The sequence below is a fragment of the Pseudomonas sp. PA-5-4B genome (genome assembly GCF_021606215.1).
GTDB classification, from domain to species: domain Bacteria; phylum Pseudomonadota; class Gammaproteobacteria; order Pseudomonadales; family Pseudomonadaceae; genus Aquipseudomonas; species Aquipseudomonas edaphica.
Genome location: NZ_WKDB01000031.1, coordinates 52,857 through 73,107, shown reverse-complemented (window position 1 = coordinate 73,107; position 20,251 = coordinate 52,857). Strand labels below are relative to the sequence as shown.

General features: G+C 60.9%; 14 protein-coding genes and 1 pseudogene. 11 read left to right on the top strand and 4 right to left on the bottom strand.

Annotated features, from left to right (window positions below; translation table 11 throughout):
- Positions 1-697: pseudogene (locus tag GIW28_RS16935) on the top strand (hypothetical protein); the annotation flags it as partial.
- 84 nt (positions 698-781) lie between these two features.
- Here the strand turns inward: GIW28_RS16935 and GIW28_RS16930 are convergent.
- Entirely contained in the window at positions 782-3,676 is a 2,895-nt protein-coding gene (locus GIW28_RS16930; RefSeq protein WP_099548171.1) for a ribonucleoside-diphosphate reductase subunit alpha, read from the bottom strand.
- Positions 3,677-4,392: 716 nt separating this feature from the next.
- Between GIW28_RS16930 and GIW28_RS16925 the strand changes: the two genes are divergently transcribed.
- Both GIW28_RS16925 and GIW28_RS16920 read left to right on the top strand, forming a co-directional pair.
- Positions 4,393-5,118: a response regulator gene (locus GIW28_RS16925; protein ID WP_138451494.1), complete on the top strand. Its 726-nt coding sequence runs from the start codon at positions 4,393-4,395 to the stop codon at positions 5,116-5,118.
- Complete coding sequence (locus GIW28_RS16920; protein ID WP_236447771.1) at positions 5,115-6,725, top strand: ATP-binding protein; 1,611 nt, start codon at positions 5,115-5,117, stop codon at positions 6,723-6,725. The genes GIW28_RS16925 and GIW28_RS16920 overlap by 4 nt, the downstream gene beginning before the upstream one ends.
- A gap of 89 nt (positions 6,726-6,814) precedes the next feature.
- Here the strand turns inward: GIW28_RS16920 and GIW28_RS16915 are convergent, their stop codons facing one another.
- Entirely contained in the window at positions 6,815-7,531 is a 717-nt protein-coding gene (locus GIW28_RS16915) for a 4'-phosphopantetheinyl transferase family protein (RefSeq protein WP_099548169.1), read from the bottom strand.
- Positions 7,532-7,669: 138 nt separating this feature from the next.
- Between GIW28_RS16915 and GIW28_RS16910 the strand changes: the two genes are divergently transcribed.
- From GIW28_RS16910 to GIW28_RS16900, 3 genes are read left to right on the top strand one after another with little or no spacing between them, the layout of a single operon-like run.
- Positions 7,670-7,978 carry a hypothetical protein gene (locus GIW28_RS16910; RefSeq protein WP_170039843.1) on the top strand — a complete coding sequence of 103 codons (309 nt, stop codon included), beginning with the start codon at positions 7,670-7,672 and terminating at the stop codon, positions 7,976-7,978.
- 18 nt (positions 7,979-7,996) lie between these two features.
- A complete protein-coding gene (locus tag GIW28_RS16905; RefSeq protein ID WP_017138377.1) occupies positions 7,997-8,674 on the top strand; it encodes a response regulator in 678 nt (225 codons plus the stop codon).
- Entirely contained in the window at positions 8,671-10,017 is a 1,347-nt protein-coding gene (locus GIW28_RS16900) for an ATP-binding protein (RefSeq protein WP_169985046.1), read from the top strand. Before GIW28_RS16905 ends, GIW28_RS16900 begins: the two co-directional genes overlap by 4 nt.
- A gap of 122 nt (positions 10,018-10,139) precedes the next feature.
- On the opposite strand, the gene GIW28_RS16895 is transcribed toward GIW28_RS16900, so the two are convergent.
- A complete protein-coding gene (locus GIW28_RS16895; protein ID WP_177034898.1) occupies positions 10,140-11,138 on the bottom strand; it encodes an AraC family transcriptional regulator in 999 nt (332 codons plus the stop codon).
- Between the two features lie 338 nt (positions 11,139-11,476).
- Between GIW28_RS16895 and GIW28_RS16890 the strand changes: the two genes are divergently transcribed.
- From GIW28_RS16890 to GIW28_RS16880, 3 genes are all read left to right on the top strand, one after another.
- Positions 11,477-12,808, top strand: a complete 1,332-nt coding sequence (locus GIW28_RS16890) for a dicarboxylate/amino acid:cation symporter (protein WP_017138374.1) — start codon at positions 11,477-11,479, stop codon at positions 12,806-12,808.
- A 138-nt stretch (positions 12,809-12,946) separates the two neighbouring features.
- On the top strand, positions 12,947-13,933 hold the full coding sequence (locus tag GIW28_RS16885) for an XdhC family protein (protein WP_017138373.1): 987 nt from the start codon (positions 12,947-12,949) through the stop codon (positions 13,931-13,933).
- Positions 13,933-14,520, top strand: coding sequence for a nucleotidyltransferase family protein (locus GIW28_RS16880; protein ID WP_236447144.1), 588 nt, complete (start codon positions 13,933-13,935; stop codon positions 14,518-14,520). The genes GIW28_RS16885 and GIW28_RS16880 overlap by 1 nt, the downstream gene beginning before the upstream one ends.
- 173 nt (positions 14,521-14,693) lie before the next feature.
- On the opposite strand, the gene rne is transcribed toward GIW28_RS16880, so the two are convergent.
- Positions 14,694-17,870: a ribonuclease E gene (rne, locus tag GIW28_RS16875; RefSeq protein ID WP_236447143.1), complete on the bottom strand. Its 3,177-nt coding sequence runs from the start codon at positions 17,868-17,870 to the stop codon at positions 14,694-14,696.
- Between the two features lie 756 nt (positions 17,871-18,626).
- Between rne and rluC the strand changes: the two genes are divergently transcribed.
- A complete protein-coding gene (rluC, locus tag GIW28_RS16870; RefSeq protein ID WP_169985036.1) occupies positions 18,627-19,586 on the top strand; it encodes a 23S rRNA pseudouridine(955/2504/2580) synthase RluC in 960 nt (319 codons plus the stop codon).
- Positions 19,573-20,232, top strand: a complete 660-nt coding sequence (locus GIW28_RS16865) for an HAD-IA family hydrolase (protein ID WP_017138370.1) — start codon at positions 19,573-19,575, stop codon at positions 20,230-20,232. Before rluC ends, GIW28_RS16865 begins: the two co-directional genes overlap by 14 nt.
- The last annotated feature ends 19 nt before the right edge of the window (positions 20,233-20,251 follow it).

Here is a 20,251-nt window from a genome sequence, read left to right as displayed (position 1 = left end):
TGGTGGTGGTGGTGGTGGCAGGGTAAATCCGAAGAATTTCGGCGGTAGCGAACCCATGAGTAATCTACCGATTACCGACGGTTCCAAGCATTTCAACTACAAGCCAGATGCAAGCAACCCAGGTAAAAAGCCGGACAATATCTGGAGTGGTTTCAGCCAAGGCCCTGACGGCAATTGCGTCACCGTTTCCGCGATAAAGGGAGCGATGATGAAGTTTGGTCAAAAACCTACCGACGTCTTCAAGGATGTGAAGGAGACGGGAGGGGGTTACTACGTAAAAATGCGAGACGGTTTCGAGCTTACTTTATCTAAGGGTGAGTTAAGGCATGCAGCCGCTTACGCGCAGTTCAAGGGCGATAATCCGGGCATGATTACCGACGCAAACTTCATGTATGCCGCGAGCGCCAAGCGGGCTCAAATGGAGGGCAATGGCTACGATGACAACCCCAATGCTGCAAAACAGAGTTTCGCTCATGCGATGCAAAGTTTGAACAATGGCGAAATGGGTTGGGAAGCGCTGGACCGGCTTGGCCTGAAAGACCTCTATAGGCGGTCTTCGAGTTCCGAGCTGGCAAGTGGCAAGCTGGGTGTTGTGGATTATGGCCACCATTCAATGGCGGTGATTGGCGGGCGCATTGAATTGTGGGGTGGGCGCGGTGAAGGGCCTCAGGAAGGCAACGCCTACGCATTCGTGTAGCGCAAAAAAAACCGATAAACCCAAATGCATTCAGGTTTATCGGTTTTTTACATCCCGGGCGTTCAAGCCCGGGACTCACTCAGCTTATTGGCAAGCTTCGCAATCCGGCTCATCAATCGCGCAAGCCTTTGGCACGGGTGCCGGGCCGGCTGGAGCAGCCAGCACCGAATCATCACCGTGGTTGCCGCTGGAAACAGCGTTGAGCTTACCGGTGTTGATGGTCGACTTCTCGGTGCTGGTCGCGGCCAGGGCACGGAGGTAGTAAGTGGTTTTCAGGCCACGGTACCAGGCCATGCGGTAGGTCACGTCGAGCTTCTTGCCCGATGCACCGGCGATGTACAGGTTCAGCGACTGAGCCTGGTCAATCCACTTCTGGCGACGACTGGCGGCGTCAACGATCCACTTGGTGTCCACTTCGAAGGCGGTCGCGTAGAGCTCTTTGAGTTCTTGCGGGATGCGTTCGATCTGCTGCACCGAACCGTCGTAGTACTTCAGGTCGTTGATCATGACCGAGTCCCACAGGCCGCGGGCCTTGAGGTCGCGAACCAGGTACGGGTTGATCACGGTGAATTCGCCCGACAGGTTCGATTTCACATACAGGTTCTGGTAGGTCGGTTCGATCGACTGCGACACGCCAGTGATGTTGGCGATGGTTGCGGTCGGTGCGATGGCCATGATGTTGGAGTTACGAATACCTTTCTGCACACGGGCACGTACCGGCGCCCAGTCCAGGGTTTCGTTCAGGTCAACGTCGATGTACTTCTGGCCACGCTGCTCAATCAGGATCTGTTGCGAATCCAGCGGCAGGATGCCTTTGGACCACAGCGAGCCCTGGAACGTCTCGTAGGCACCGCGCTCGTCGGCCAGGTCGCAGGAAGCCTGGATCGCGTAGTAGCTGACCGCTTCCATGGACTTGTCGGCGAACTCGACGGCAGCGTCCGAACCGTAAGGAATGTGCTGCAGGTACAGCGCGTCCTGGAAGCCCATGATGCCCAGGCCGACCGGACGGTGCTTGAAGTTGGAGTTCTGCGCCTGTGGCACCGAGTAGTAGTTGATGTCGATAACGTTATCGAGCATGCGAACGGCGGTGTTCACGGTGCGTTCCAGCTTGGCGGTGTCCAGCTTGCCGTTGACGATGTGGTTCGGCAGGTTGATCGAGCCCAGGTTGCAAACGGCGATCTCGTCCTTGTTGGTGTTCAAGGTGATCTCGGTGCACAGGTTCGAGCTGTGGACCACACCCACGTGCTGCTGCGGGCTGCGCAGGTTGCACGGGTCTTTGAAGGTCAGCCATGGGTGGCCGGTTTCAAACAGCATGGACAGCATTTTGCGCCACAGGTCTTTGGCCTGGATGGTCTTGAACAGCTTGATCTTGCCTGGGTACTGGGACAGGGCTTCGTAGTACTCGTAACGTTCTTCGAAGGCCTTGCCGGTCAGGTCGTGCAGGTCCGGCACTTCGGACGGCGAGAACAGGGTCCACGGGCCGTCATCGAAGACGCGCTTCATGAACAGGTCAGGGATCCAGTTGGCGGTGTTCATGTCGTGGGTACGACGACGGTCATCACCGGTGTTCTTGCGCAGCTCGATGAACTCTTCAATGTCCATGTGCCAGGTTTCCAGGTAGGCACATACAGCGCCTTTGCGCTTGCCACCCTGGTTCACGGCTACAGCGGTGTCGTTCACTACTTTGAGGAACGGTACAACGCCTTGGGACTTGCCGTTGGTGCCCTTGATGTACGAACCCAGTGCACGCACCGGCGTCCAGTCGTTACCCAGGCCGCCGGCGAATTTGGACAACATGGCGTTGTCGTGGATCGCGTGGTAGATGCCCGACAGGTCATCCGGCACGGTGGTCAGGTAGCAGCTCGACAGCTGTGGACGCAGGGTGCCGGCGTTGAACAGGGTTGGAGTCGACGACATGTAGTCGAAGGACGACAACAGGTTGTAGAACTCAATCGCGCGGTCTTCTTTTTGCTTCTCCTCAATCGCCAGGCCCATGGCCACACGCATGAAGAACACTTGCGGCAATTCGAAGCGGATACCGTCCTTGTGGATGAAGTAACGGTCGTACAGGGTTTGCAGGCCCAGGTAGGTGAACTGCTGGTCGCGCTCGTGGTTGATCGCCTTGCCGAGTTTTTCCAGGTCGAAGGTGGCCAGGATCGGGTTCAGCAATTCGAATTCGATACCCTTGGCGATGTAGGCCGGCAGGGCCTTGGCGTACAGGTCAGCCATTTCGTGGTGGGTGGCGCTGTCGGCCACGCCCAGGAAGCCCAGGCCTTCGGCACGCAGGGTGTCCATCAGCAGGCGCGCGGTCACGAACGAGTAGTTCGGCTCACGCTCAACCAGGGTACGGGCAGTCATCACCAGGGCGGTGTTGACGTCGGTCAGGGCCACGCCGTCGTACAGGTTCTTCAGGGTTTCGCGCTGGATCAGGTCACCGTCGACTTCTTCCAGGCCTTCGCAGGCCTCGGTGATGATGGTGTTCAGGCGGCCCAGGTCCAGCGGAGCAAAGCTGCCGTCGGCCAGGGTGATGCGGATCGATGGGTGAGCTTGCACGGCCGATTCTTCAGCCGGGGAGCGCACGGCACGTTCCTTGGAACGGGCGTCACGGTAGATCACGTAGTCGCGTGCCACTTTCTGCTCGCCGGCACGCATCAGGGCCAGTTCGACCTGGTCCTGGATTTCTTCGATGTGGATGGTGCCGCCCGACGGCATGCGACGTTTGAAGGTCGCGGTAACCTGTTCGGTCAGGCGGGCAACGGTGTCGTGGATGCGCGACGAGGCAGCAGCGGTGCCGCCTTCAACTGCAAGAAACGCTTTGGTGATGGCGACGGTGATTTTGTCATCGGTATAAGGAACGACAGTGCCGTTACGCTTGATCACACGCAGTTGGCCAGGTGCAGTGGCGGACAGATCCAGGTTCGAATCAGCGGCCTGCGGCACGGAGCCTTGCGGGTTCTCGCGAGTTGTGTCGGTTTGCATGGGGGGTTGTCTCCACATTCTATATTTATTTGGGCACCATCACGGTGCCCACCGTTCCGTCCTGAAGCACTTACAACAGGCCTGGGCCTGGCATAACAACTTCGGGACAGGAGGAAGGGAGCTATTCGCGCCGCTTCCATGCCGAAGTCTTCGGTTCGGGGCTTGAAAGAGCCCTTGGCCGTATTCCTGCCGGGTGACAGTTGCTCGCTGCAAGCACTGCAACACCCGTACCGTTTTCTGCCAATCGGGCTGGAAAACGGTTGCCATCCGCGTGCGCGGTTTGGGCTTTTAAAAAATGCTTTGGTTCAACCAAACAGGAGCAAGAAAGCGCTTGAGTTTCTTGTCTGATTTGTGTTTGGTTTTTTGCTTAAAACCCTACATGTAGGGTTTTTTTAGCGCCGAGGTACAAGATAATGCGTTTTGGGGGGCTTAGCAACGCACTACCTGTGGATAACGCTGTGGGTAAAATGTGTATGAAACGTGGAACACCCGTGTAGGCCGCAGTACTGCTGGATTACGCCGTTTGTCACCGAATATTCCAAGGCAAAAACCGTCTGTTGGTTTTTTGAGGGCGCGAACCCTATCACAAAAAAACGCGATCACCGAATGGATTTCCCGGCTTGTGTTTAAGGGTTGGCCCATGGCTACAATCGGCCTTCATATAGAGGCAGCAGTGTGTTTGCTGCACATGACAATAATGAGAACCGAGGTAGCGCATGGAGCAAGAAGCCTGGCAGATATTGATCGTCGAGGACGACGAGCGACTGGCCGAGTTGACCCGTGATTACCTGGAGAGCAACGGCTTGCAGGTGTCGGTGGAGAGCGACGGCGCCCAGGCGGCGGCGCGCATTGTCGCCGAACAACCGGACCTCGTGATCCTCGACCTGATGCTGCCCGGCGAAGACGGCCTGAGCATCTGCCGCAAAGTCCGCGAGCGCTACGACGGCGTGATCCTGATGCTCACCGCCCGCACCGATGACATGGACCAGGTTCAGGGCCTGGACATGGGCGCCGACGACTATGTGTGCAAACCTGTGCGCCCGCGCTTGTTGCTGGCGCGTATCCAGGCGTTGTTGCGGCGCAGCGAGCCGGCACTACCCGCCGCCGTGGAAAGCCAGCGGCGCCTGCAATTCGGCCCGCTGGTGGTGGACAACGCCCTGCGCGAAGCCTGGCTGCATGACGGCGGCATCGAGCTGACCAGTGCCGAGTTCGACCTGCTGTGGCTGCTGGTGGCGAATGCCGGGCGTATCCTGTCCCGCGAAGAAATCTTTATTGCCTTGCGCGGGATTGGCTACGACGGCCAGGACCGCTCCATTGATGTGCGCATCTCGCGTATTCGACCCAAGATCGGCGACGACCCGATTCACCCGCGCCTGATCAAAACCATTCGCAGCAAAGGCTACTTGTTCGTCCCCGAAGCTGCCGCCGACATGCCGCTGTGAACTCGATCTTCCTGCGCATCTACGGCGGCATGTGCGCGGCGCTGATCCTGGTGGCGTTGCTTGGCGTGCTGGCCCTGCACCTGCTCAATGAAGTGCGCAGCGGCCAGTACCGTGAGCGCCTGGCCCACGGCACCTTTGCGCTGATGGGCGACAACCTGCAACCGATGAGCGCGATCGAGCGCCAGCGCGCCCTGGCGGTGTGGGAGCGCTTGCTCGGCATTCCCCTGGAACTGCGTCCGTTGGCGGACGCGCAGTTGGACCTGACCCAGCGCAACCGCCTGCAACGCGGCCAGGTGCTGGTGGAGCAGACCGGCCCGCATGCCGCGCGCGTACTGCGCCTGGTCAGTGAACAGTCGCAGCTTGTGCTCACCGGTGAAGTGCAGCAGATCAGCGAGCAGCTGGCGCGTGCGACGATTTACCTGTTGGCTGACGAACTGGTGCGTTTCCCGGTGGCCGAGCAGCCGCAACGCCTGGCGGACATAAAAGAGGCCAAGGGCTTTGGCTTTGAGATGCACCTGATGACGCTGGATCAGGCGGATATGGATGATGACCAGCGCCGCCGGGTTGCGGAAGGCGACACGGTGATGGCCCTGGGCAAGGGCGGCGACTCCATCCGCGTATTCGCCGGCATGGTCGGCACGCCGTGGGTGCTGGAAATCGGCCCCTTGTATCAAATGAACCCGTACCCGCCGCAGTGGCTGATCCTGATCGCGTTGATCAGCCTCACGCTGATCGGTTTGATCGTCTATTTATTGGTGCGCCAGCTTGAGCGCCGCCTCAAAGGCCTGGAGGCGGCGGCCACGCGCATTGCCAAAGGCAACCTGGAAGTGCGCGTACCGGCCCGTGGCGCCGATTCGGTGGGGCGTTTGGCCGCTGCCTTTAATGGCATGGCCGAGCACTTGCAGCAATTGCTGGCGATCCAGCGCGAGCTGGTGCGCGCCGTCTCCCACGAATTGCGCACGCCGGTGGCGCGCCTGCGTTTCGGCCTGGAGATGATCGGCGACGCTTCCACCCCAGAGGCGCGGCGTAAATATATGGACGGCATGGACAGCGATATCCAGGACCTCGACGGCCTGGTCGACGAAATGCTCACCTACGCCCGCCTGGAGCAGGGCGCGCCGGAGCTGAATTTCCAGCGGGTCGACCTCAGCGCCTTGCTCGATCAGGTGATCGGCGAATTATCGCCACTGCGCCCGCAGGTCAGTGTTGCCCGTGGCATCTGCCTGTCTTCGGCACACTGGGACGATGCCTGGGTCGACGCCGAGCCGCGCTACTTGCACCGCGCCCTGCAAAATCTGGTGGGCAATGCCATGCGCCATGCCCAGGGCCGGGTGCTGATCAGCTATCAAGTGGGGCAGGTGCGTTGCCGCATCGATGTGGAAGATGACGGGCCGGGGGTGCCGGAAAGCGCCTGGGAGCGGATTTTCACGCCATTTTTGCGTCTGGACGATAGCCGCACGCGAGCTTCAGGCGGGCATGGCCTGGGTTTGTCGATTGTGCGGCGGATTATCTATTGGCACGGCGGGCGGGCGTTGATCAGCAAGAGCAACAACCTGGGTGGGGCGTGTTTCAGCTTGAGTTGGCCCAGGGATCAGGACAAGACTTAAGACCGCTATCGCAGGCAAGCCAGCTCCCACATTTTGGATGTATTCGCACATCAAAGGTGGGAGCCGGGCTTGCCCGCGATAGCGATCTATCAGGCGCCGACAGCCACCAGACTCAACAACTGCTCCCCCTCCACCGCAAACTGCCCCTCCAACTCAGTGCCATAACACCACTCAGCAGACAGCTCCGTCAGCAACCGCAACCGCACATGGCCTGCCTGCGACCACTCAAGCACCTCGGCGTGCTCAAAGTAGAAACGCTTGTGCACAATCGGATACAGCGCTTTGAACAGGCTCTCCTTGACCGAAAACGTCAGCGTCACCAGCAGGGCATTCTGCTCGCGCGGCCCCAGTGACATGCGCTGCAATTCGTCGGCGGTCAGAATCTCTCCAGCCAAACGTTCGGCTCGCTCCCGTGACAGCAGATTTTCGAGGTCCATCCCCAGCCCGCGCCATTGCGCCTTGTGCCCGACAATGGCCGCCGCGTGCCCGGTGCTGTGGGTAATGGAACCGCTGATATGCCCAGGCCACACCGGCGCACGGTCGTCACCGATGGCCGGTACGCAATCGAGCTGATCAAGCTGTTGCAACGCCGCCCGTGCGCACAGGCGACCGGCAAGGAACTCCGCCTGGCGTTTGGCCACCGAGCGCTGGATGCTGGCCGGAGGCGGCACGGCGCTACGCTGGAAGTCATCGGCGAGCAACAAGGCCGGGTCGAATCGCGTGCTCAAGAACACCGTGCCCGGCAGCGGGATGGGCAGTGGCCAATGGGCATCGAGCGGGGTGCAACAAGCGGGTAGAGGCGTCATGCGCGGTATTTTGCGTCAGTTGGCGCGCCGGTGGATAGTCCGTAACGGTTCAGGCCTGGTTCAGAGCCCGTTCAGGGGGAGTTCAGGGGCGCCTGCGTAGTCTGGCTTCAACAGCCAAAACGCGTAGAGGTAAGCCCCATGACTGCGATCAAAAAGCTGATTCTGGCCTTAAGCATGCTCGGCGCCACTGCCGGGGTTCAGGCTTCGGACGGTGCGTTTGCCGCTTTCGGCAGCGAGAAAACCAGGAAATCCAGCAACCTGATCCAGCGTGTGAGCTTCGACGAGGTGGCTGGCCAGGCGGCGCCGTGGGGCCAGTCTTTGGGCATGACCACGCCGCAACCGGCCTACCGCACCGGCTACGAACACCTGACGGGCCAATACAATGGCATTAAACTGCGCCCGCAAGACTTGCAGGGCCGCTATGATATCCCCCTGTCGGACAGTTGAATCGCCTTGGAGAGCCTTATGAAATTGCTGGTCGTGGAAGATGAGGCGCTGCTGCGTCATCACCTGTTCACCCGCCTGACCGACAGCGGCCACGTGGTCGAAGCCGTGGCCAATGCCGAGGAAGCCCTTTACCAGACCGGCCAATTCAACCATGACCTGGCGATTATCGACCTGGGCCTGCCCGGCATGGGCGGCCTGGACCTGATCCGCCAACTGCGCAGCCAGGCCAAGACTTTCCCGATCCTGATCCTCACCGCGCGCGGCAACTGGCAAGACAAGGTCGAAGGCCTGGCTGCCGGTGCCGACGATTACGTGGTCAAGCCGTTCCAGTTCGAAGAGCTGGAGGCGCGCATGAACGCCTTGCTGCGCCGCTCCAGCGGGTTCACCCAGTCGACCATCGTCGCCGGGCCTTTGCTGCTCGACCTCAATCGCAAGCAGGCGTCGCTGGATGAGCAACCGTTGGCGCTGACGGCCTACGAGTACCGGATTCTCGAATACCTGATGCGTCACCATCAGCAGGTGGTCGCCAAAGACCGCTTGATGGAACAGCTCTACCCTGATGACGACGAGCGGGATCCGAACGTGATCGAAGTGTTGGTGGGTCGCCTGCGCCGCAAGCTGGAAGGCCCGGCCGGGTTCAAACCGATCGACACCGTGCGTGGCCTGGGCTACCTGTTCAATGAGCGCTGCCGTTGATTCGCTCGCTACGTGTGCGCTTGATGCTCGCGGCCACCACCCTGGCCGTGCTGTTTATGCTGGGCTTGTTGCCCGCCATGCAAGGCGCGTTCAGCCTGGCGCTGCAGGATTCCATCGAGCAGCGCCTGGCCTCGGATGTCACCACGCTGATTTCCGCCGCGCGGGTCGAAAACAACCGCCTGCTGATGCCGGCGCAGTTGCCGGACGAACGCTTCAACCTCACTGACAGTCGCCTGCTCGGTTACATCTACGACCGTGAGGGGCATCTGGTGTGGCGCTCGCGGGCGACCCAGGAAGAAAACATCAACTACAAGCCGCGCTACGACGGGCGCGGTAATGAATTTGCGCGGATTCGCGAAGCCAATGGCCAGGAGTTTTTCGTGTACGACGTCGAGGTCAAGTTGCTGGGCGGCAAGAGCGCGGCGTTCAGTATCGTGGCGCTGCAACCGGTGCGTGAATACCAACTGACCCTCGAAGGCCTGCAGGAAAACCTCTACCTGGGCTTCGGCGCGGCCTTGCTCGTATTGTTGACGCTGTTGTGGCTGGGCCTGACCTGGGGCTTGCAAGCCTTGCGGCGCTTGAGCCAGGAGCTAGACCAGATCGAAGGCGGCACCCGCGAAAGCCTCACCGAGGAACACCCACGCGAACTGTTGCGCCTGACCGGCTCGCTCAACCGTTTGCTCCACAGCGAACGCGAGCAACGGGCGCGCTACCGCGATTCCCTCGACGACCTGGCCCACAGCCTGAAAACCCCGCTGGCGGTGTTGCAGGGCGTGAGCGAAGACATGGCCCAGCGCCCGGAAGAACGCGGCCAGGCCTGGGTGCTGCAATCGCAGATCGAACGCATGAGCCAGCAGATCGGCTACCAATTGCAGCGCGCCAGCCTGCGTAAAAGTGGCCTGGTGCGGCACCAGGTGCGCCTGGAACCGGTGTTGCAAAGCCTGTGCGACACGTTGGACAAGGTTTACCGCGACAAGCGCGTGACCGTGACCTTTGAATTGCCGCCCGATTGCGATGTGCCGATCGAGAAGGGCGCCTTGCTGGAAATGCTTGGCAACCTGCTGGAAAACGCCTATCGCCTGTGCCTGAGTGAAGTGCGCATCAGCCTGACGGAGAACCTTGAAGGCACTGAGCTGTGCATCGAAGATGACGGCCCTGGCGTACCGCCCGATCAGCGTGCGCGGATTCTGCAAAGGGGCGAGCGGCTGGACCGCCAGCATCCGGGGCAGGGCATTGGCCTGGCGGTGGTCAAGGACATCATTGAAAGCTACAGCGCGCGGTTGACCCTTGGGGATTCGCCTTTGGGTGGCGCGGCGTTCAAGATTCACTTTCCGGCGGCTTGATCTTTATTGTCCTTACAGGCCCCATCGCAGGCAAGCCAGCTCCCACCTTTTTGATTGTGTGAATCCGATCAACTGTGGGAGTCGGGCTTGCCCGCGATGAGGCCCGCCCAGGCACTGCCCCTCTAATTCTCCTGCGCGCGGTAAGCCCCCGGCGTCAATCCGGTCCACTTCTTGAACGCCCGATGAAACGCCGACGGCTCAGAAAACCCCAACTGCTCGGCAATTTCCTGTAACGACAAATCCGCCCGCCCCAAGTGGTAAATGGCGATGTCCCGCCGCAACTCATCCTTGAGCGTCTGAAAACTGGTGCCTTCCTCACGCAAATGCCGGCGCAGGGTTTGCGGGCTGATGTGCAGGTGCTGGGCGACGGCCTCCAGGTCCGGCCAGGGCGTGCGGTCGCGGCTGAGCAAGCGGCGCAGCTGGCTGCTTAAACTGTCGCCCTCATCCGGTCGCGACAACAGGTCAGCGGGCGAGCGCTCGAGAAAGTGCTTGAGGGTGCGCTCGTCCTGCAACAACGGCAGGCTCAGGTAACGGGCGGGAAACACCAGGCTGCTGTTCGGCGCGCCAAATACCTGAGGGCAGGGGAACAGCAGGTCATATTCGCCCGCATGGGCCGGCATCGGATAGCTGAACGTGGCTTGCTGCAGCCGGATGCGCTGGCCGATCAACCAGCTGCCCAGGCGATGCCAGATCACCAGCAGGCACTCGCTGAGAAAGTGGTCCGGGTCCCACAGCTGCGAATCGTCCAGGCTCAAGCGGGCCAAATCGCCTTCTCTGGTCAGCTGCCAGCGCGGACCCTGCGGGAATAGGCTATAAAATAATAAGCCGCGTTCCAGAGCCTTCTCCAGGGTGCGGCAGTGAATCAGCGCGTGGCACATCATGGCGAAGGTGCCGCGCTTGCTCGGGCCTTCGGCAAACCCCAGGTATTCGTCGTCCAGCCCCAGCCACAGCATTTGCAACAGCCGGGTAAATTGCTCGGGGGCGATGCGGGCGCGGGGTTCGCTCAGCAGCTCCGGGGTAATGCCCACTTGCAGCAGCAGGCCCGAATAGTCGTAACCCGCGCGGCGCGCACCGCCCAGGGCGGCGCGGGCATAGTGACTGGCGATGGTACGTTCACGCATGTGAGGGCCTCGTCCATGGAGTGGCGGATGTTAGCCATCACCGGGTGGGGCGACAAGGCGGATATCCGCCAAATTGTAGGACGAGAGGGGGTGGGTGGGCGGAATTCCGCCACCTGGCCCCAGTGTCGATGGCGTATTGACTGATCTCGGCCCTGATGTCTAAAGGCCGTCAGCGGTTTTCAGCAAAGTGGCACGGCGTTTGCGATAAGGATTACAGCGCAGGTTTATTCCTACAGACCTCGCAAACAACAAATCCCTCCAGTGCAGGAGGGTTCGCAATTCAAGTGTCGTGGGCAATGGCGGATCTTTGTCACACGGTGCGATTGAGGAACTTTGCAATGACGACTCGTCAGCCAATCTACAAATCCCTGTATTTCCAGGTGATCGTCGCAATCGTTATCGGTATTTTGCTCGGTCACTTCTACCCGCAGACCGGTGTGGCCCTCAAGCCACTGGGTGACGGCTTTATCAAGCTGATCAAAATGGTCATTGCCCCGATCATCTTCTGCACCGTTGTCAGCGGCATCGCTGGCATGCAAAGCATGAAATCGGTGGGCAAAACCGGCGGCTACGCGCTGCTGTACTTCGAAGTTGTTTCCACCATTGCCCTGCTGATTGGCCTGATCGTCGTTAACGTTGTGCAACCGGGCGCCGGCATGCACATCGACGTGGCGACCCTGGACGCCTCTAAAGTCGCGGCCTACGTGACCGCTGGTGCAGACCAGAGCGTGGTTGGCTTTATCCTCAATGTGATCCCGAACACCATCGTCGGTGCCTTCGCCAACGGCGACATCCTGCAAGTGCTGATGTTCTCGGTGATCTTCGGTTTTGCCCTGCATCGCCTGGGTGCCTACGGCAAGCCGGTGCTGGACTTTATCGATCGCTTCGCCCACGTGATGTTCAACATCATCAACATGATCATGAAGCTCGCGCCAATCGGTGCCCTGGGCGCCATGGCGTTCACCATCGGTGCCTACGGCGTAGGTTCCCTGGTGCAGTTGGGCCAACTGATGATCTGCTTCTACATCACCTGCATCCTGTTCGTGGTCGTGGTGCTGGGCGCCATCTGCCGTGCGCACGGTTTCAGCGTGTTGAAGCTGGTTCGCTACATCCGTGAAGAGCTGCTGATCGTTCTGGGCACTTCCTCCTCCGAATCCGCACTGCCACGCATGCTGATCAAGATGGAGCGTCTGGGCGCGAAGAAATCCGTAGTAGGCCTGGTGATCCCGACCGGCTACTCCTTCAACCTCGACGGTACGTCGATCTACCTGACCATGGCTGCCGTGTTCATCGCCCAGGCGACTGACACCCACATGGACATCACCCATCAGATCACCTTGCTGCTGGTGCTGCTGCTGTCCTCCAAAGGCGCTGCAGGCGTGACCGGTTCGGGCTTCATCGTGCTGGCTGCGACCCTGTCGGCCGTAGGCCACCTGCCGGTTGCCGGCCTGGCGCTGATCCTGGGTATCGACCGCTTCATGTCCGAAGCCCGCGCACTGACCAATCTGGTCGGTAACGCCGTTGCCACCATCGTTGTGGCCAAGTGGGTTAAAGAGCTGGACACCGACAAGCTGCACAGCGAGCTGGCGTCCGGCGGCACCGGTATCTCCGACACCCGCCCGGAAGATGACCTGGGCGTGGCTGAAGGCCCTGCTCCTGCTATCAAGTAAAAAATTGCCCAAGGTGTGAACAACACCCAAAGCCTGCAAACGCCCCGACTGGTTCGGGGCGTTTGCGTTTCTGGCGTGGCGCTTTGGGTTTTGCTTGCTTTACAGTAAGTGAATACTTCATTCGCCGTAGGAGACCTGATGGACAGTGTGGATCTTAATGTCCTGCGCAGCGTGCTCGAATGGCGCCGTGCCGGGCACCGAGTAGTTTTGTACAGCGTGGTCCAGACCTGGGGCAGCGCCCCACGCCCGCCGGGGGCGATGTTGGCCTTGCGTGGCGATGGCGTGGTGATCGGCTCCGTGTCGGGTGGTTGCATCGAGGACGACTTGATCGCGCGCTTGCAGGATGGCCGCTTGCCGGAGGATGGCCCGCCGGTGCAGTTGGTGACCTACGGAGTCACCCGCGATGAGGCGGCGCGTTTCGGCCTGCCGTGCGGCGGCACGTTGCGCCTGACTGAGGAACGCGTGGATGAATTTGGCTGGGTCTCGCAGCTGCTGGCGCGCTGCGAAGACCATCAGATCGTCGCGCGTGAACTGGACCTGAGCAGTGGCACGGTGACCTTGAGCGGCGCGGCCAAGACCGACGTCGTGACCTTTGATGGCGAGCGCCTGCGGGCTATCTACGGCCCGCGTTGGCGTTTGCTGCTGATCGGCGCCGGGCAGCTGTCGCGCTACGTGGCTGAAATGGCGCGCCTGCTGGATTTCGAAGTGCTGATCTGCGACCCGCGCGAAGAATTCGTCTACGGCTGGGAAGAGCAGCATGGCCGCTTTGTGCCCGGCATGCCGGATGAGGCGGTGCTGAATATCCAGACGGATGAGCGCACGGCCATCGTCTGCCTGACGCACGACCCTCGATTGGACGATATGGCGCTGCTGACGGCGCTGAACTCATCGGCGTTCTACATTGGCGCCCTCGGTTCGCGGGTCAATACGCAGAAGCGCCGGGAAACCCTGGCGGCGCTGGGGTTGTCGGCGGAGGCGATCGCGCGTCTGCATGGGCCGATCGGTCTGCATATCGGTAGTCATACGCCGGCCGAAATTGCTCTGTCATTGATGGCGGAAATTGTCGCGATCAAGAATGGCGTGGCACCGATGCAGAAGAAACCGTTGCCAGTGGAGGCTGAGTAATGGTGACGGCGATTGTGCTGGCGGCGGGGCAGGGCAGTCGCTTTCGCGCTGCGGCCGGTGCTGATCAAGACAAGCTGCTGGCTGATTGCGTAGGGCTTGACGGTGTGACGCGGCCAGTGATTGAGCAGGTGTTGATGAATTTGCCAGGGCGCGTTGTAAGGCGTTGGCTGGTCACTTCGCCGGACCGCTTGGCCGTTATTCGCTTGGCCAAGGCGTATGGCTGTGAAGTCTTGCTGCTTGACTCGGCCGGTATGGGCGACAGCATCGCGGCGGCTGTCGCAGCCAATGGTGAGGCCGATGGCTGGTTGGTGGTGTTGGGGGATATGCCGTTTATTCAGCCGTCGACCATTGAGCGGGTGGTTGATGCGGTCCAGGACGATGGCATCAGTGTGCCGGTGCAGGCGGGTAAATACGGGCATCCGGTGGCTTTTGGCCGGGCGCTTGGGCCGCGAATGATGGCATTGAGCGGTGATCGTGGCGCAAAGTCGTTATTTGCCCAGGCGAGTGTGCAGGAGGTGCGAGTGGAAGATCCCGGTGTGCTGTGGGATGTGGACCTGCCGCAAGCATTGAGTTTCAGCGCGGACTAACTGTGGGAGCGGGCTTGCCCGCGATGCAGGCACCTCGGTGTGTCAGACACGCTGCGGTGATGCTATCGCAGGCAAGCCAGCTCCCACCTTTGATCTCCACAAGGCAAAAGTTGAACGCCCATAAAAAAGCCCCGCCTGATCACTCAGGCGGGGCTTTTTAGTAGCGGATGGAATCAGACGAGGGGTTTAGGCTCGTGCTCTGTTTCCAAGGCCTTGTGCTCAACCGGGGCTGGAGCCTCGATCGCTTCGGCAGCCGGTGCGGCAGCGGCTGCAGCAGCGGCGGCTTCAGCTTCCTTGCGGCGACGACGCACTTCACGTGGGTCGTTTGGCGCACGGCCGTTTTCGGTCAGGGCGCTGGCAGGCGCGGCTTCAACCACGGGCGCTGCGACTTCGGCAACCACTGGCGCTTCAACCACGGGTGCAGGCTCAACGACTGGGGCGGGCTCGGCAACCACTTCGGCAACCGGTGCAGGCGCTTCTTCCACCGCAGGGGCAGGTGCTGGCGCTTCAACCGGTGCAGCTGGCTCGGCAGTCCACTGGAAAGCGGTCTGTTCTTCGCGAACTTCACGCACTGCCGGGGCGGCTTCCTCGACAACCGGCGCGTCAACGACGGCTTCAACCACTGGCTGAGGCTCGACTACCGGTGCAGGCTCGACAGCAGTCACTTCGACTTCTGGTTGAACGTCGCGCACTGGCGAGGCAACTTCCACTTCCGGAACCACTGGGGCTTCGATCGGGGCAGTGGCTTCGACGACTGGCGCTTCAACAACCGGCGCTTCAACCACTGGCGTCTCGGCAACCGGTGCTTCTGCAGCAGCCGTTTCTTCAACAGCAGCGGTAGCGCGTTCAGCTTGCTCATGCGCCTGGGCTTCAGCCGGTGCGCTGATCACGGTGCTGGCAACTGCGGCGGTCACAGCCAGGCCGGCAGCCAGTTCGGCGCCCGTCGGTTCTGCGGTTGCAGCTTCGCCGTTCTCGCCGGTATCTTCCGAGCCTTCGATCACATTGCCGTTGGCATCACGCTGACGCTCACGACGGTTGCTGCGGCGACGCTGGCCACGGGAGCGGCGGCGTGGACGATCGCCTTCGGCGTTGTCCTGACCGTCTTCCTGCAGTTGCTCTTCACCGGTCAGCACTTCTTCTTCGCTGGTGGCAGCGGCTTGCTCGGCACGTGGTTGACGCTCTTCACGCGGTGGGCGCGGCTGGCGCTCTTCACGTGGGGCGCGTTCTTCACGCGGCTGGCGAGCCGGGCGTTCTTCGCTGGCGGCTTCGGCAGCGACGGCAGCTACCGCTGGTGCGGCGTCCAGCGGCTCGCGCAGTTCACGCACACGTTCTTCACGCTCGCCACGTGGCTTGCGGTCTTCACGTGGGGCGCGTGGAGTACGTGGCGCGCGCTCTTCGCGCGGTGCACGTTCTTCACGGGCTACAGTCGGGGTCTCTTCACGGGCTTCGCGAGGTGCACGCTCTTCACGTGGTGCGCGTTCTTCACGCGGTGCACGTTCTTCGCGGGGCTTGCGCTCTTCGTCACGGCGACCGTTGCGGTTACGGCTCTGTTGACGACCGTTGCGACGTTCTTCGTTGCGGGCCGGGCGCTCGGTGGCCGGTTTTTCAACCACAACCGGCGCAGCAGGCTCTTCTTTACTGGCGAACAGGCTGACCAGTGACTTCACCAGGCCTTTGAACAGGCTTGGCTCAGGCATGGCGGCCGGCGCGGCAACCGGTGCAGCCACTTCGGTCGGTACCGGAGCGTTGGCACGTGCCGGTGCTGTCTTAACGGCCGCTTCCTGGCGAACCAGGGTGCGGGTCGCGGCGGCTGGCTGGACTTCTTCCACTTCGGCAGCGGCAGCAGCGATTTCGTAGCTGGACTGGCCGCTGTGGGCTTCCGGGCTGTCATCACGCAGGCGTTGCACTTCGAAGTGCGGCGTCTCGAGGTGATCGTTCGGCAGGATGACGATGCGGGCACGGGTGCGCAGTTCGATCTTGGTGATCGAGTTGCGTTTTTCGTTAAGCAGGAAAGCGGCCACCGGGATCGGCACTTGCGCGCGAACTTCGGCGGTGCGGTCTTTCAGGGCTTCTTCTTCGATCAGGCGCAGGATCGCCAGCGACAGCGATTCAACGTCACGGATGATGCCGGTGCCGTTGCAACGCGGGCAGACGATGCCGCTGCTCTCGCCCAGGGAGGGACGCAGGCGCTGACGGGACATTTCCAGCAGGCCGAAGCGCGAGATACGGCCGACCTGTACGCGGGCACGGTCAGCTTCCAGGCATTCGCGGACTTTTTCTTCCACGGCGCGCTGGTTTTTGGCCGGGGTCATGTCGATGAAGTCGATCACGATCAGGCCGCCGATGTCACGCAGGCGCAACTGGCGGGCGATTTCTTCAGCCGCTTCCAGGTTGGTCTGCAGGGCGGTTTCTTCGATGTCGCTGCCTTTGGTGGCGCGCGCCGAGTTGATGTCGATTGACACCAGGGCTTCGGTCGGGTCGATCACGATGGAGCCGCCGGAAGGCAGTTCGACCACGCGCTGGAAGGCGGTCTCGATCTGGCTTTCGATCTGGAAACGGTTGAACAGCGGAACGCTGTCTTCGTACAGCTTGATCTTGCTGGCGTACTGCGGCATCACCTGGCGAATGAAGGTCAGGGCTTCGTCCTGGGCTTCAACGCTGTCGATCAGCACTTCGCCGATGTCCTGGCGCAGGTAATCGCGGATGGCGCGGATGATCACGTTGCTTTCCTGGTAGATCAGGAACGGCGCGGAACGATCCAGGGAGGCTTCTTTGATGGCGGTCCAGAGTTGCAGCAGGTAGTCGAGGTCCCACTGCATTTCTTCGCTGCTGCGGCCCAGGCCTGCAGTGCGCACGATCAGGCCCATGTCGGCAGGAGCAATCAAGCCGTTCAGCGCTTCACGCAGTTCGTTGCGTTCTTCGCCTTCGATGCGACGGGAAATGCCGCCGGCACGTGGGTTGTTCGGCATCAGCACCAGGTAACGGCCGGCCAGGGAGATGAAGGTGGTCAGGGCAGCGCCCTTGTTGCCACGTTCTTCTTTTTCGACCTGAACGATGACTTCCTGGCCTTCGCTCAGGACGTCCTTGATGTTCACGCGGCCTTCGGGGGCTTTCTTGAAGTATTCGCGGGAGATTTCTTTGAGGGGCAGGAAGCCGTGGCGCTCGGAGCCGAAATCGACAAAGGCAGCCTCAAGGCTTGGTTCGATGCGAGTAATACGGCCTTTATAGATGTTGGCCTTCTTTTGCTCGCGTGCACCGGATTCGATGTCCAGGTCATAGAGGCGTTGGCCATCTACCAGTGCAACACGCAACTCTTCGGGTTGAGTTGCGTTAATCAGCATTCTTTTCATGTTGTACCGTCGGTTTCCGGGCTGCCGGAAACGGCGTTCGGCACACACGACTTCTCACGGTCGGTGTCAGGTGCGTCAAGAGTGGTTGGCCACTCCAGTGTCCAGCAATAACGAGCCAATTGGGCCGGTATCGCGACGGACGCGTCCTGCTTGTTAGCGGTGGTGACAAAGGCACCACTTCAACAAAAGCTAAGGTCAGGAGGAGGAATCAACCGGCGACTGTGGACGAGATGAAGCGTCTTATAAGCCTAATGCTACACGGTCCGACGGTTGTGCATCTCCACCCTACACGTATCCCTGATAATTCGGGTGCTGCCGCGCGCAGAATCCGCAGCGGGTTGGCATTTACCGTGTACTCCAATGGGGAGTCCACGCTCATGGCTAAACAAGACTAGGTGTGGGCGACTGCGCTCTCACTCAGCTCTTAACAGGCGTTGTTTCCGAAGCATTCGCCGTGGTCTGGCTCAAGACTGACTGCACTTTGTGAACTGGCCGTAAATATCGGCGCAGAACGCGAGTATTCACTCTGCTTTCTGCACTCGCTTCAGGCCTCATGTCACCTGCGCTTGTTACAATCCTGAGCCTTCCAGGGTGGCAAAAGCCCCGTAGGACGGCCTCGCGTCCTGATGAATTGCGATGGTCAGGGCCGGCAGATTGCCGCAAGTCCTCTGTCCAGGCCGCTTTTGGCGGCGTTCGCGACTATAGCAGCAATGATTAAGTGCTTCAATTCCATAAAAAATTGTTATCATCGCCGCCATGACGAATACCGCCCCCCAGACCCCCAGCGTCCAGCTGCTCGAGGTCTCGCCGGAATATGCCGGCCAACGCATCGACAATTTCCTCCTGGCCAGGCTCAAAGGCGTGCCCAAGACCTTGATTTACCGCATCTTGCGTAAAGGTGAAGTGCGCGTGAACAAAGGCCGGATCAAGCCCGAGTACAAGCTGCAGGCGGGCGATATCGTCCGTGTGCCGCCGGTGCGCGTGCCTGAGCGTGACGAGCCGGTGCCATTGGCCCAGGGCCTGTTGCAGCGCCTGGAAGCGTCGATTGTCTTCGAAGACAACAAGCTGATCGTGATCAACAAGCCTTGCGGCATTGCGGTTCACGGCGGCAGTGGCCTGACGTTCGGGGTGATCGAAGCCTTTCGTCAGTTGCGACCCGATGCCAAGGAGCTGGAACTGGTCCACCGCCTGGACCGCGACACCTCCGGCCTGCTGATGATCGCCAAAAAACGCAGCATGTTGCGTCACCTGCACACCGCCTTGCGTGGCGATGGCGTGGACAAGCGCTACATGGCATTGGTGCGTGGTAACTGGGCCAGCTCCATCAAGAGCGTGCGTGCGCCGCTGCAGAAGAGCAACCTGCGCTCCGGCGAGCGCATGGTCGAAGTGGACGAGGAGGGCAAAGAAGCCCTGACCCTGTTCAAGGTGCTGCGCCGCTTCGGTGACTTCGCCACTATGGTCGAGGCCAAGCCGGTGACCGGGCGTACCCACCAGATTCGCGTGCACACCCTGCACGCGGGCCACTGCATCGCCGGTGACACCAAGTACGGCGATGAGGATTTCTCCAGGGAAATTCGTGACCTGGGCGGCAAGCGCCTGTTCCTGCACGCCTATATGCTCACCGTGCCGCTGCCCGATGGCGGCGAGCTGAAGTTGCAGGCGCCGGTCGATGAGATGTGGGCCAAGACCGTGGAGCGTTTGAGTGTCGCACCCTGACTACAAGCTGCTGATTTTTGATTGGGACGGCACGCTGTGCAATTCCATTGGGCGCATCGTCGACTCAATGCACGCGGCGTCGACCCGTTCGGGTTTCGAGTTATGCACTGATCTGGCGGTAAAAGGCATTATCGGCCTGGGCCTGCCCGAGGCGATCCGTACCTTGTACCCCCGGATCAGCGATGCGCAACTGGTGACCTTTCGTGATCATTACGCTGATCACTACATCGCGCTGGAGGCCACGCCTTCGCCGCTGTTTGACGGCGTAAGGCAATCCCTGGAAGCGTTTCGCGCCGAGGGTTATCACTTGGCCGTGGCCACCGGCAAGGCCCGTCGCGGGTTGGATCGGGTGCTCAAGGCTCACGGGTTTGAAGATTATTTCAGTATCACCCGTGCAGCGGATGAAACCGCCAGCAAACCTCACCCTCTGATGCTGGAGCAGATCCTGGCGCATTGCGGCGTAGCGCCGCGTCAGGCGTTGATGGTGGGTGACGCTTCCTTCGACCTGATGATGGCACGCAATGCTGGCATGGACAGCGTGGCGGTCAGCTACGGTGCTCAGGCAGCCGAAGCCTTGCAGGCATACGAGCCCAGGCTGACGATTGATCATTTTTCTGAACTGCAAGCCTGGCTCAGCCGGGCCTGATAAGTCTTTGCTGGGGTTA